The sequence below is a fragment of the Chromobacterium sp. LK1 genome, from assembly GCF_001043555.1.
Lineage (GTDB): Bacteria > Pseudomonadota > Gammaproteobacteria > Burkholderiales > Chromobacteriaceae > Chromobacterium > Chromobacterium aquaticum.
In genome coordinates this window covers 36,651-50,255 of sequence record NZ_LDUI01000004.1, presented here as the reverse complement: position 1 = coordinate 50,255, position 13,605 = coordinate 36,651, and the positions used below count along the sequence as shown (strand labels likewise).

Annotated in this window: 10 protein-coding genes; 1 reads left to right on the top strand and 9 read right to left on the bottom strand. The window is 63.1% G+C overall.

Annotated features, from left to right (window positions below):
- Positions 1–191 precede the first annotated feature (191 nt).
- On the bottom strand, positions 192–635 hold the full coding sequence (locus VI26_RS02940) for an N-acetyltransferase (RefSeq protein ID WP_048408263.1): 444 nt from the start codon (positions 633–635) through the stop codon (positions 192–194).
- 124 nt (positions 636–759) lie between these two features.
- Complete coding sequence (gene dnaE / locus VI26_RS02935; RefSeq protein WP_048408254.1) at positions 760–4,209, bottom strand: DNA polymerase III subunit alpha; 3,450 nt, start codon at positions 4,207–4,209, stop codon at positions 760–762.
- 111 nt (positions 4,210–4,320) lie between these two features.
- Here dnaE and VI26_RS02930 point away from each other — a divergent pair, with 111 nt between their 5' ends.
- Positions 4,321–4,929, top strand: coding sequence for a flavin reductase family protein (locus tag VI26_RS02930; protein ID WP_048408253.1), 609 nt, complete (start codon positions 4,321–4,323; stop codon positions 4,927–4,929).
- Here the strand turns inward: VI26_RS02930 and VI26_RS02925 are convergent.
- The 7 genes from VI26_RS02925 to VI26_RS02895 form a co-directional block, all read right to left on the bottom strand.
- Positions 4,904–5,830: a VirK/YbjX family protein gene (locus VI26_RS02925; protein WP_048408252.1), complete on the bottom strand. Its 927-nt coding sequence runs from the start codon at positions 5,828–5,830 to the stop codon at positions 4,904–4,906. The two genes, VI26_RS02930 and VI26_RS02925, sit on opposite strands and share 26 nt — an antisense overlap.
- A 120-nt stretch (positions 5,831–5,950) precedes the next feature.
- A complete protein-coding gene (locus VI26_RS02920) occupies positions 5,951–7,654 on the bottom strand; it encodes a glycosyltransferase family 39 protein (RefSeq protein ID WP_048408251.1) in 1,704 nt (567 codons plus the stop codon).
- 174 nt (positions 7,655–7,828) lie between these two features.
- Positions 7,829–8,083, bottom strand: a complete 255-nt coding sequence (locus VI26_RS02915) for a PhaM family polyhydroxyalkanoate granule multifunctional regulatory protein (RefSeq protein WP_048408250.1) — start codon at positions 8,081–8,083, stop codon at positions 7,829–7,831.
- 79 nt (positions 8,084–8,162) lie between these two features.
- Positions 8,163–10,439 carry an NADP-dependent malic enzyme gene (locus tag VI26_RS02910; RefSeq protein WP_048408249.1) on the bottom strand — a complete coding sequence of 759 codons (2,277 nt, stop codon included), beginning with the start codon at positions 10,437–10,439 and terminating at the stop codon, positions 8,163–8,165.
- Between the two features lie 155 nt (positions 10,440–10,594).
- The gene (locus VI26_RS02905; RefSeq protein WP_048408248.1) at positions 10,595–11,923 is read right to left on the bottom strand and encodes a TRAP transporter large permease; all 1,329 of its coding nucleotides are present in this window, start codon (positions 11,921–11,923) and stop codon (positions 10,595–10,597) included.
- Positions 11,920–12,510, bottom strand: a complete 591-nt coding sequence (locus VI26_RS02900; protein ID WP_048408247.1) for a TRAP transporter small permease — start codon at positions 12,508–12,510, stop codon at positions 11,920–11,922. The genes VI26_RS02905 and VI26_RS02900 overlap by 4 nt, the downstream gene beginning before the upstream one ends.
- A 59-nt stretch (positions 12,511–12,569) precedes the next feature.
- Positions 12,570–13,574, bottom strand: a complete 1,005-nt coding sequence (locus tag VI26_RS02895) for a TRAP transporter substrate-binding protein (protein WP_048408246.1) — start codon at positions 13,572–13,574, stop codon at positions 12,570–12,572.
- Between the last annotated feature and the right edge of the window lie 31 nt (positions 13,575–13,605).

The following is a 13,605-nucleotide window of genomic DNA, read 5'->3' as shown; positions in this document are numbered from 1 at the left end:
CGCGGTGGAAACGCTGACACGAAAGCCTCCCCTCGGGGAGGCTTTGTTGCGTTCGGGCATTGGACATGCCGGCAATAAAAAAGCGCCGCGAGCGGCGCTTGATCGTGAAGTTTAGAGTCTGTTTACGCTCCCGCGAGCAAGAGCGAGACAAGGCGAAAACGGTTGAAGCAACGTAGACTTTGAACAGGTTCTTAGAAATCCACGCGCATGAGCAAGCGTGGTTCGTCCTCGCCGAAGTAGTGCGGCTGATGCTCGATGATGGTGAAGCCCAGTTGCTGGTACAGCCGAACCGCGGGGTTGTCGGGATGCACGGTCAGTTTCGCATGGCTGGCCTGGCGCGCCCGTAGCGCTTGCAGCAGCGTCTGCAGCAATTGCTTGCCGGTGCCCTGGCCGCGGCAATGTAGGTGTACCGCCAGAGACATGATCCAGAACTCGCCTTGCCCGCTGCCCGGCGCGCCAATGATGTAGCCGCCCAATTCGCCGTCTTGCGCGCCTGGCGCGACCAAGAACAGGTCTGGCCACAGATCGTGGGCCTGACGGAAGAAGAAGTCGGGGTAGATGTGCTGGCCGAATACCGCCTGCTCGATCTGGAAGACCGGGGCGAGGTCCGGGAGTTGCGCCGGGCGTGCCGTCATCGTGAAAACATCCTTGTCCATGAGTGCTGTGGAGCGGGCAAGCCTACTGCAATGTCAGGCGCTTGCAAAGCGCGGGCGTAAAAAAGCCGCGCGGGCGCGCGGCTATTGAACGGCTCAGGGCGGCTTACCACATGACCTTAACCTTGTCTGAGCCCAGCCAATCCTGCAAGGACAGCAGCAGGCCGTCGTCCAGCCGCACGCCCCAGGGTGGCGGCAGCATCAGGTCGCCGCTGGCGGCGCCGTTATTGTAGTGGATGCGTACCGGGCAGCCGGCATCCTCGCTACGGAACGGGTGCAACTGGGCCTTGAGCTTGCTGACATCGACCTTGCCGGCCAATTGCAGCGACAAGCTGCGCGCGTAGCGGCTGCGCGCCTCGCCCAGCTCGTAGACCTTGTCGGCGATGATGCGCAGGCCACCGGAGAAGTTGTCTTCGCTGACCTTGCCTTCTATCACCAGCACCACGTCGTCCTTCAGCCGGCTGCGGTTGGCTTCGAAGCTTTCCGCGAACAGGCTGACTTCCAGTTTGGTGCTGCCGTCGTCCAGTTGCACGAAGGCCATCTTGCCGCGGTTGCCCACCTTGACGCGGATGCCGGTGACGAAGCCGGCCAACAGCTGCGGCTCCTTGCGCGGGCTGAGCCGTGATAGCGGCGTCTTGATGAAACCGCGGATTTCCTTGGCGTAGGCGGCGAAAGGGTGGCCGGACAGGTAGAAACCGATGGCCAGCTTTTCTTCCGCCAGCTTGACCGCATCGTTCCAGGGCTTGATCTCCACCATTTCCACGCTGGGGGCGACGTCGTCGCCGAACATGTCGAACAGGCCGCCCTGGTTGGCATTGGCGTGTTCCTGTTCGGCGGCGTCCATCGCCAGGCCGACATTGCCGAACAGTTTGGCCCGGTTCGGCTCGATGCTGTCGAAAGCGCCGGCGCGGATCAGCGCTTCGATCACGCGTTTGTTGACGATTTTCTTGTCGGTGCGGCGGCAGAAATCGAACAGGTCCTTGAACGGGCCGGATTCGGCGCGCACCGCGACGATGTGATCGACAGCGGCCTCGCCGGTGCCCTTGATCGCGCCCAGCGCGTAGCGAATGTGCTTGCGGTCCACCGGCACGAAGCGGTAGTAGCTCTGGTTGACGTCTGGGGGCAGGAAGATCAGCTTGTTCTTGCTGTCCACGCTGTCGTCGTAGAACACCTTGAGCTGGTCGGTGTTGTCCAATTCCGAGGACATGGTGGCCGCCATGAAGGCCGCGGTGTGATGAGCCTTGAGCCATGCGGTCTGGTAGGACACCACCGCGTAAGCGGCGGTGTGCGATTTGTTGAAGCCGTACTCGGCGAACTTGGCCATCAGGTCGAACAGCATCTCGGCCAACTTGGGATCGTAGCCCTTGGTCGCCGCGCCCTGGGCGATCTTGCCGCGGTGCTCGGCCATTTCCTCCGGCTTTTTCTTACCCATCGCGCGGCGCAGCATGTCGGCGCCGCCCAGAGTGTAGCCGCCGATGATCTGCGAGATCTGCATCACCTGTTCCTGGTAGACGATCACGCCATAGGTCGGGTCCAGGCAGGCCTGCAGGTCTGGGTGGTAGTAGTCGACCTCTTGCTTGCCGGCCTTGCGCAGGATGAAGTCGTCCACCATGCCGGAGCCGAGCGGGCCCGGACGGTACAGGGCCAGCACAGCGATGATGTCTTCGAAACGGTCGGGCTTCAGTTTTTCCAGCAGCCGTTTCATGCCGTCCGATTCAAGCTGGAACACCGCGGTGGTATTGGCTTGCTGCAGCACCTTGTAGGCGGCTTGATCGGTGAACTCGAGCAGATTCAGGTCGGTGTCGAAGGCGGGGTCCAGGTCTTTGATGTAGCGCACCGCCAGTTCGATAATGGTCAGGTTGCGCAGGCCCAGAAAGTCGAACTTCACCAGGCCGACTTTTTCCACATCGTCCTTGTCCAGCATCGACACCGGCACCGCGCCGTCGGCGCTGGCCTGATACATCGGGCAGAAGTCGGTGATCTTGCCCGGCGCGATCAACACGCCGCCGGCGTGCATGCCGATATTGCGGGTCAGGCCTTCCAGCTTCTTGGCGAGCTCCCACAGCTCGCGCAGCTCCTCCTCGTTTTCCAGGCGTTCGCGCAGCACCGGTTCCATTTCCACCGCGTCGTCCAGCGAGTACTGCTTGCCGGGCGCGGCCGGAATCAGCTTGGAGACGCCGTCGCAGAACATATAGGGCAGGTCCAGCACCCGGCCGACGTCGCGCACCACCGCCTTGGCCGCCATGGTGCCGAAGGTGGCGATCTGCGATACCGCCTCGGCGCCGTATTTCTGGCGCACGTATTCGATCACGCGGTAACGATTGTCCTGGCAGAAGTCGATGTCGAAGTCGGGCATCGATACCCGCTCGGGGTTGAGGAAGCGCTCGAACAGCAGCGCATAGGCCAGCGGGTCGATATCGGTGATGCCTATGCTGTAAGCCACCAGCGAGCCAGCGCCGGAGCCGCGGCCGGGGCCCACCGGGCAGCCATTGTTCTTGGCCCAGTTGATGAAGTCGGCCACGATCAGGAAGTAGCCTGGGAAGCCCATCTGGACGATGGTGTCGCACTCGATCTTCAGGCGCTCGTCGTAGCGAGGGCGCTCTTGTGCGCGGACTTCCGGGTCCGGGTAGAGTTTTTCCAGCCGCTCTTCCAGGCCTTGCTCGGACAGGTGGATCAGGTAGTCGTCCAGCGTCATGCCATCCGGGGTGGGGAATTGCGGCAGGTAGTTCTTGCCCAGCTGCACACTGATATTACAGCGGCGGGCGATTTCCACCGAGTTTTCCAGCGCTTCGGGAATGTCGGCGAAGCGCTCCAGCATTTGCTCGGTGGACAGGAAGTATTGGTTCTCCTCGAAACTGCGCGGCCGGCGCTTGTCGCCCAGGGTGAAGCCTTCGGCGATGCAGACTCGAGCTTCATGGGCCTTGAAATCGTCCGGGTCCATGAACTGGATGGGATGAGTGGCCACCACCGGCAGGCTGGTTTCGCCGGCCAGCCACAGTGAGGCCTGCAGGGCGTGCTCCACTTGCGGATTGTCCAGGCGTTGCAGCTCCAGGTAGAAGCTGTCGGGGAAGCAGCGCTCCCAGTATTCGGCTCGCCTGCGCGCCTCATCGCGCTGCCCTTGCAGCAGCGCCTGGCCGACATCGCCCAGATGGGCGCCGGACAGGCAGATCAGGCCGCTGTTGTCGCCGTTTTCCAGCCAGGCGCGCTTGATTTCGGCGCGGCCGCGGTACTGGTTGTGGGTGTAGGCATCGGCCAGCAGTTCGCACAAGCGTCCATAGCCTTGACGGTTCTTCACCGTCAGCATCATGCGATAGGGCTTGTCGCGGTCATCCTCGTTTTCCAGCCAGATGTCGCAGGAAACGATGGGCTTGATGCCCTTGTCCCGGCAGCCCTTGTAGAACTTGACCATGCCGAAGATGTTCATCAGATCGGACATGCCCACCGCCGGCATCTTGTCCTGTATGGCGCGCTTGATGGCGTCATCCAGGCGCACGATGCCGTCGGTGATGGAGAATTCCGAATGAAGGCGCAGATGGATAAAACGAGGTGAGTTCATCGCGCCATTTTACCCGTCGAGCCGCCGTGACACCATCGTCGGGTACTGCATTGCGGGCTGGTATTTTGCTGCTATGCAGCATTAGAATGATGGCATCAAGGAGGAAAGAAAATGGATTGCGATATCAGCGCCTTGCCGGCGGAGTCGGTGTATCCCTTACTGGTGGGCAGCGTGCAGCCGCGCCCCATCGCCTGGGTCAGTACCCAGGATTTGCACGGCGTGGCCAATCTGGCGCCATTTTCCTTCTTCACCGTCGCCAGCGTCAGCCCGCCGGTGTTGGCCTTGAGCATTCTGACGCCGGCCGCCGGTGGCGAAAAGGACACGCTGGCCAATATCCGCGCCACCGGCGAATTCGTGGTCAATGTGGTGTCGGAACGGCTGGCGGAAGCGATGAACGTCAGCTGCGGTCCGTATGCGGCGGAGGTGGACGAGTTCGATCTCGCCGGCGTCGGCAAGGCGCGCAGCCGCCAGGTGAAGGCGCCCGGCGTGGAGCTGGCGCCGCTGCGTTTCGAGTGCGTGCTCAGTCAGTGCCTGGCCTTGGGCCAGGGCGCCGGGGCCGGCAATCTGGTGCTGGGCGAAGTGCGCCACGTGCATGTGGCGGATGAGGCCTGGCGCGACGGCCGGCTGCATTCCGATGCGCTGGCCTTGGTGGGCAAGCTGGGCGGCGATGATTTCAGCCGCGCCGAACCGGCGTTCAGCCTGCGGCGGCCTGGCGCGTGAGCGCGTGGCGGCTCTGTAACGCCAGTTCATCCAGCAGCGCGTAGCGGCGTTGGTATTCCGCACGCTTCTTGCTGGCGATCTCGCTCAGCGGTTTGCGCGGCAGCTGCAGCGGCAGGCTGAAGAAGCGTTTGCAAGCGGTGGCTTGGGCGTCGAAGGTGTCCCAGAAGCTGTCGTAGTCGGCAAAGAAGTGACGGCGATAGCGCCAGGAGCTATAGATGTGCTGCCATTTGCTGACGGCCAGCACTTGCTTCGCGCCGATTTCCTGCGCCAGGGCGATCAAGGCTTCCACCGCCAGGCGCTTGGGAAACAGGCCATGACTTTGCTTGGTCAACTGGTGCACTGCGTCGGCTCCATGAGGTTTGCGTGGACCTTGCAGGCCGCCGATGATGATGGCGATGTCGTCGTGGCGCCGGGCGATGGTGAAGGTCAGCGTGGCGATGGCGACATCGTCGGCATTGCAGATTTGCAGCGACAGCTCACCCTCCTTGTCGAAGCTGTGCTGGTGGGTCAGCCGCACCTTGATCTCGGCATCGTTCTTGCCATTGAGCTCGGCCAGTATCAAGCCGGCGTCATCGAGCAGGCTGCGATAGGCGGCCGGTGAAATCCGTTCCGCCAGCGCTTGGTAATGGGTGCAGAGCGCGGCGAGTTTGCCGCCCTGGCTCAGCGAGCGGTAGAGATAGGGGCGGTGCAGCTTGCAGGCCAGCCGCGGGTTGGCCTGCAGATGTTGCCGCAGCGCGGGCTGTTGGCGCCAAGTGTCCAGCCAGCGCAGTGTCCACGGCAGCGTCAGTAAGCCGCGCAGCGCGAATTTGCAGCGATTCTTCCCTTCGTCGAAGCCGTCTTTGCGGGAAAAGCGCCCGCTGGCCAAGGACCAGAATAAATCCACCGCGTTCAGCGCCGACATACCATAACCTCAAACAAAAAAGGGTTAAGGCTACGTGATGCCGGGCCGCCAATTGTTAATGAATGTTGGGTAAATTGTGACTAAGTGTGACTATTTCGTATGAAATCAAGTCAATTGGAATTATTTGCCGGGGGTCTGCAAGCGTTCCAGCGGCTGTTCCAGCCGGTAGAGGCGGAAGCGTTCCTTGACATCGCCCGGGCGCTGAAAACTCCGCAACGGTGTCAGCGTGGCGGCAAAGGCCGGTAGTTGGTCATGCAGGGTTTGCACCAGTAGCCACTGGCATTGGCCGGCTTGCGGGCTGCTTTCCAGCCGCAGCGTGTGGTAATCGGCGTAATAATCCAGCAGCGCGCGCTGCGGTTCGCCCAAGCCCATGCTGGCGACGCAGCCGCCTTGCGCGCGGATGTCGGCGAATACCGGGCGCAGCGGCGCGAAGGTCTCGCGGTAGCGCATGCCGTGGTCCAGCGCCGGCAGCCACAGCGTGGCCAGTCCGCCCCACAGCAGCACGATGGTCAGGCTCCAGCGCCAGGCGAAGCCGGGAGCGGTATTGGCCGGCAGCCGCCGCCATAGCCAGATCACGCCGCCGGCGATCAGGCCATAGGCCAGCCAGGTCCATGGATGCCAGCTTGGCTGCCAATCGGTGAATTTGCGATGCAGGATCACCTTGGCCCATTGCGTGGGTTCGCCGGTGGACAACACCCAGGCCACGGCCAGCAGCAACACGCTCAGCGCCAGGCTCAGCAGCAAGGGCAGCAGCGACAGCGCGCTCCAGGCGCGGCCATGGCCGCCGGCCTGCAGACCGGTGACGGCCAGCAGCGCCAGGGGGAGCAATAGCGGCATTGCGTACAGTTCGCGGGCGTCGCCGGCGAGGGAGAGCACGCCCAGCGTCACCAGCCAGCACAGCGCCGGCGCCGCCGGCCAGGCGCGGGTCCATTGCCGGCGGCCGCGCCACAAGCCCCATAGCGCCAGCGGCAGCACCGGAATGCCGTACCACGGCAGGGTGCGGGCGTAGAACAGCTTGGGCGCTTTGGGGCCCAGGTGGGCGCTGCCGTTGAAGCGGCCGAAGTTATTGACCTGGAACCATAGCTGGAACAGCGCCGGGTCGCGTTGGTACAGCTTGAGCACCCACAGTGCGGGCAGCGGCAAGCCCACCAGCGCGGCGATCAGCAGTCCCTTCAGGTAGCCGCGGTTGCGGTAGTCCGGATGCAGCGGCAGCAACAAGGCGCTCAGGCCCAGGCAGCCGGGGCCGAGCAGGCCCTTGCTCAAGAAGGATACCGCGCCGCCCAGCCCCAGCAGCACTCCGCCGAGCACCGCGCGCCGGCGCAGCAGCACCATGCCGGCCAGGCCCCAGGCCATGCCGGCGAGCAGCGCGGTGTCGGTGATCATCTGGTGGGCGCGCATGGACAGGCCCAGACAGCCCAGCAGCAAGATGGCGCCCCAGGCCGCGGCGCGGCGGCCGTACAGCGCGCCGGCGGCGGTGGCGATGCCGCCTAGCGTCAGCGCCAGCCAGCCTCCGGCGGCCAGGCGCGCGGCGTCCGGCGCGCTGAGCCAGCCGCTGAGGCAGCGCATGGCGAAGGCGGCGCTGATGAAGAACAGCGGCGGCTTTTCCATGAAGGGCTCGCCGGCCAGCGTCGGCACCACCCAATCGCCGGTCAGCGCGATATGGCGCACCAAGCCGAAGGTATAGGCTTCATCGGGTTTCCACGGTTCATGGCCGACTAGGCCGGGCAAGAGCCAGGCGGCGGCGATCAGCAGCAAGAGCCAGACAGGAATGGGCGGCAGGCCGGAAGCGGCCGGCTGCGAGGAGAAATCGTTAGAAAAACGCATGGCGTCCGCAGGGTGAAGTCGTTGTTGTTGTCTATTAGGATAGGCGCGAGAGGCGCAGTCCACAGGCATGGAGGGGCTGCGCTTGCACACTCTTGGTCATGGAGGTCCGCAGCCGGACGCTAGAGTGTAGCGTTGTTTGCCTCACCGGCAAACTCCAATCCGCAGGCTTGGGAATCAGGCGTGCGGAGGGTCTTTCGGCCGCATCGAATGCAGTGCCGATTTCTGCATTTCCAGGGTTTTGATCTGCATGCCCAGCATGCCCATATTCATGGTCAGCCAGCTTTCCACCACGCGCAATTCCGCCAGCTTGCGATCGATTTCCTCTTCGCTCATCGGCGGCAGGAAAGGCTGCATGCCGGGCGGAGTGGCGTTTTGCCAGAACTGGCGGAACAGGGAGAAGGGGTCGTTGGGGTTGAATTCGTTGCTCATGAGCGGCTCCCTTGGCCAAGAAAAAACGGGCAAGCTGTGCTTGCCCGTTCAGTATATGCCTTAAATCCCAGGCAAACGCTTACTTGCTGTTTTGCGCATCCACGGCGGCCAGCGCCACCATGTTGACGATGCGGCGCACCGAAGCGATCGGGGTCAGGATGTGAGCCGGCTTGCTCATGCCCATCAGGATGGGGCCGATGGTCACGCCGTCGGAGGCGGAAACGCGCAACAGGTTGTAGCTGATGTTGGCGGCTTCCACGTTCGGCATGATCAACAGATTGGCCGAGCCTTTCAGCGTGCTGTCCGGCATGGCCTGGTTGCGGATGCTTTCCACCAGCGCGGCGTCGCCCTGCATTTCGCCGTCGATTTCCAGATCCGGCTGCGCCGAGCGGATCTGGTCGAAGGCGGCGCGCATCTTCTGCGCCGACGCGCTGTTCAGCGTGCCGAAGCTGGAGTTGGACAGCAGCGCGGCCTTGGGCGCGATGCCGAAGCGCTTGATTGATTCGCTGGCCATGCGGGTGATGCTGGCCAGTTGCTCGGCGCTCGGGTCGGCGTTGACGTAGGTGTCGGCGATGAAGATGTTACCGGTGGGCAGGATCAGCGCGTTCATCGCGCCGGCGACTTGCTCCGGGTTGTTGTAGCCGAGCACGGTTTCGACGATGTCGAAGTGCTGGCGGTACGGCCCGTAGGTGCCGCAGATCATCGCGTCCGCGTCGCCGCGGCGCACCATCATTGCGCCGATCAGCGTGGTGTTGCCGATCACGCGGCGGCGAGCCTGCTCCTGCGACACGCCCTTGCGCTTGGTCAGCTGGTAGTACTCTTTCCAGTACTCGGCGAAGCGCGGATCGGATTCGTTATTGACGATCTCGAAGTCCTTGCCGGCCACCAGCTTCAGGCCCAGCTTCTGGATGCGCATGTCGATGACGCTGGGGCGGCCGATCAGGATGGGCTTGGCCAGGCCTTGGGTGACGATTTCCTGAGTGGCGTGCAGCACGCGCTCGTCCTCGCCCTCGGTCAGCACCACGCGCTTCTGGTCTTTCTTGGCCTGGGCGAACACCGGTTTCATGAACAGATTGGTCTTGTACACGAACTGGGCCAGTTGATCGGCGTAGGCGTCGAAGTCCTGGATCGGACGGGTGGCGACGCCGGAATCCATCGCGGCCTTGGCCACGGCCGGCGCGATCTTGACGATCAGGCGCGGATCGAACGGTTTCGGAATCACGTATTCCGGGCCGAAGGACAGTTCCTGGTCGCCGTAGGCGGTGGCCACCACGTCGTTTTGCTCGGCCAGCGCCAGGTCGGCGATCGCGCGCACCGTGGCCAGCTTCATCTCTTCATTGATGGTGGTGGCGCCCACGTCCAGCGCGCCGCGGAAGATGAAGGGGAAGCACAGCACGTTGTTCACTTGGTTCGGGTAGTCCGAACGGCCGGTGCCGATGATGGCGTCCGGGCGGACTTCCTTCACCAGCGGCGGCAGGATTTCCGGCTCCGGGTTGGCCATGGCCAGGATCAGCGGCGCGCGGGCCATGGATTTGACCATGTCCTGGGACACCAGCTTGGGACCGGACAGGCCCATGAAGATGTCGGCGCCGGCCATGGCGTCGGCCAGCTTGCGTTGACCGTTGTCCTTGATCGCGTAGCGTTTCTTGGAGTCATCCAGTTTCTCGTCGCGGCCTTCGTAGATCACGCCCTTGGAGTCGCAGACGGTGATGTTCTCGCGCTTCACGCCCAGCGCCACCAGCAGGTCCAGGCAGGCGATGGCGGCGGCGCCGGCGCCGGAAGCCACCACGCGCACTTGAGCGATGTCCTTCTCCACCAGGCGCAGGCCGTTGAGCACCGCGGCGGCGGCCACGATGGCGGTGCCGTGCTGGTCGTCATGGAACACCGGGATGTTCATGCGTTCGCGGCACTTCTTCTCGATGTAGAAGCACTCCGGCGCCTTGATGTCTTCCAGATTGATGCCGCCGAAAGTGGGTTCCAGCGAACAGATGATGTCCACCAGCTTGTCCGGGTCCAGCTCGTTGACCTCGATGTCGAACACATCGATGCCGGCGAACTTCTTGAACAGCACGCCCTTGCCTTCCATCACCGGCTTGCCGGCCAGCGCGCCGATATTGCCCAGGCCCAGCACAGCGGTGCCGTTGGAAATCACCGCCACCAGATTGCCGCGCGCGGTGTATTTATAGGCGTTCAGCGGATCTTCCACGATGGCGTCGCAGGCGGCGGCCACCCCGGGGGAGTAGGCCAGGGCGAGGTCGCGCTGGGTGGTGAGAGGCTTGGTCGGGGCAACCTGGATTTTGCCCGGGTTGGGGTACTGGTGGTATTCCAGTGCGCTCTGGCGCAATTGCTCGTCCATTCTCTGGGACTCCTGAGGTTGATCTTTAGGTGGTTGGTTGGTGTAAGGGAGTAACTACACATTATACGGGCTTAAGGGCGAGCGGGGCTATCGCCTTGTCGGACAAAAAACGCGATGGCGCATGCTATCGCGTTTTCATGCTTGTCAGGCGGATGCTAATTCACCATGCCCAGCGCGCGCGGCAGCCACAGCGAGATTTCCGGCACGTAGGTGACGGCCACCAGGAAACCCAGCATGGTCAGCAGCCACGGCCACACCGCCACCGTCAGTTCGGTGATGCCCATCTTGGTGATGCCTGAGGCGACATAAAGGTTCAATCCCACCGGCGGGTGGCACATGCCCACTTCCATGTTCACCGCGATCAGAATGCCGAAGTGGATGGGATTGACACCCAGTTTCACCGCCACCGGATAAAGGATGGGCGCCATGATCAGCACGATGGCGGACGGGTCCATGAAGTTGCCGGCCGCCAGCAGCAGGATATTGGTCAGCAGCAGGAAGGCGACGATGCCCAGGCCCTGGCTGGTCATCCAGGCCGCCATCGCCTGCGGAATCTGCTCGGAAGCCAGCAGGAAGGAGAACAGCACCGCGTTGGTGATGATGTAGAGCAGCATGGAGCTCATCGACGCCGCGTTCAGCAACACCTTGGGCACGTCCTTCAGCCCCATGTCCTTATAGACGAAGACCGCGATCACGAAGGCGTACACCGCCGCCATCGCCGCCGCCTCGGTGGGCGTGAAGATGCCGCTGTAGATGCCGCCTATCACCAGCGCGATCAGCAGCAAGCCCCAGACGCTGTCGCGGAAGGCCTGCCAGCGCTCGCCCCAGCTGGCGCGTGGCAGCCGCGGGTAATCGAATTTCTTGGCGCGGAACCAGGTGGTCAGGCCCAGTAGCAGGGACAGGCACAGGCCGGGCAGCACGCCGGCCATGAACAGCTGGCCCACCGATGCGGTGCTGACGCTCATGCCGTTGGGACCGGTGACATCCATGCCGGCGGTGGCGATGCTGTACATCACCAGGTTGATCGACGGCGGGAACAGGATGCCCAGCGCGCCGGAAGTGGTGATCACCCCGGCGCCGAAGCGCTGCGGATAGCCCTGCTTGACCATGGCCGGCAGGATGATGGAGCCCACCGCCACCACGGTGGCCACCGAGGAGCCGGTGATGGCGGCGAACAGCGCGCAGGAGACCACGCCGGCCAGGCCCAGCCCGCCGTACCAATGGCCGACCAGGGTGGTGGCGAAGCGTATCATGCGCTTGGCCACCCCGCCGTGCATCAGGAAGTTGCCGGCCAGGATGAAGAAGGGGATGGCCATGATCTCGAACTTCTCGATGCCGGTGAACAGCTTCAGCGCCACCGAGGTGATCGGCACTTCCGTCATGGTGAACAGGAAGGTCAGCACCGTCAGGCCCAGGGAAATGGAAATCGGCATGCCGGTCAGCATCAGCAGCATCAGCAGGCCAAAAATGATCAAGGCGCTCATGGCCGGCCTCCGTGGTGCAGATCATGGGGGTGCATATTGTCCAGTTGCTCATCGCCTTCCAGGCCATCCACATGGCCATGGTCATGCTTGGGCAGCGAGCCGGTCTTGACGAAGTTCCAGGCCACTTGCAGGAAGCGGAAGCACATCAGCGAAGAGCCACAGGGAATGGCCAGGTAGACCAGCCACATCGGCGCTTCCAGATCGGGTGAAGTTTGATCGGTGTGGGCGATGTCCCAGACGAAATCGGCGCCCATGACGGCGACGGTGCCGGTGAACAGCGCGCCGGCCAGCAGGCCGAACACGATGAAGCGGGCGCGGCGCTTGTCGCTGAGCCGGTTGATCAGCACATCGACGCCGACATGGATGCCGGTGCGCACGCCGTAGGCGGCGCCAAACTTGGCCATCCAGACAAAGAGGTAAATGGTCAGCTCCTGCGCCCAGGACATATTGATGTGGGCCAGCAGCGGCTGCAGAGTGGCGATGCCCGAGCCGTAGCGGTGCAATACCGCGGCAAAGGTGATGAGGGTGGCGGCCCCCATCAGGCAGGCGATCATCCACTCCTCAAGGTGATCGAGGAATTTGAACATGGCTGTCTCCGCATGGAACAAGAGCATGCCGCCTGGCATGCTCTTGGACTCGCATGGTCTTATTTGGCCGGGTTGAAACCGGTCTCTTTATAAATCTGGTTTAGCAGATCCTGACCGATGCGGCCGGCCATCTTGGTATGGACCGGCGCCAGCGCTTTCTTGAAGGCGCTGCGCTCCTGCGGAGTGGGGGTGTAGATCTGGGTCTTGCCGGCGGCCTTGATGCCGGCCAGCGCGCGTTCGTTTTCCTTCTTGGCGATGTCGTTGGCGTAGATGGACGCATCGCGGATCGCGCTGTCCAGCTGGGTACGGACATCGGCCGGCAGGCCGTCCCAGAACTTCTTGTTGACGATGACGGCGTAGCCGAGGAAGCCATGCTGGGTCAGCGTCAGCTGTTTCTGCACCTCATAGGCCTTGCTGGTGTACAGATTGGACGCTTCCAGCTCGGTGCCGTCCACCACGCCGGTCTGCAGCGCCTGGTATACCTCGGAGAAGGCCATCACCTGCGGCAGCGCGCCCAGGGTGCGCATTTCCTCTTCCAGCACCTTGGACGACTGGATGCGGATCTTCATGCCCTTGAGGTCGGCCGGGGTGCGGATGGGTTTGTTGGCGGAGAAATTCTTGAAGCCGTTGTCCCAATAGGCCAGGCCCTTGATGCCCTTGCTCTCCAGCTTGCCCAGCAATTGCTTGCCGATGGGGCCGTGCATCACCTTGTTGACCTGGTCGTAGTTGTCGAACAGATAAGGCAAGTCGAAGACCTCGAACTCCTTCACCCCCAGCGGGCCGAACTTGGCCAGGCTGGGCGCCAGCATCTGCACCGCGCCCAACTGCAGCGCTTCCAGTTCTTCCTTGTCCTTGTACAACTGGCTGTTGGGATACACTTGCACCTTGACCTTGCCCTTGGTGCGTTGCTCCGCCAGTTTCTTGAAGTATTCCGCGGCCTTGCCCTTGGGGGTGTCCGGGGAAACCACATGGCTGAACTTGATGACGATCTCGCCGGCGGCGTTGGCGGTGGCGGACAATGCGAACGCGGCGCAAACGGCCACGGCGGCAAACTTCAGTTTCATTCTCATCTCCAATGTGAATGCATGGTGCGGA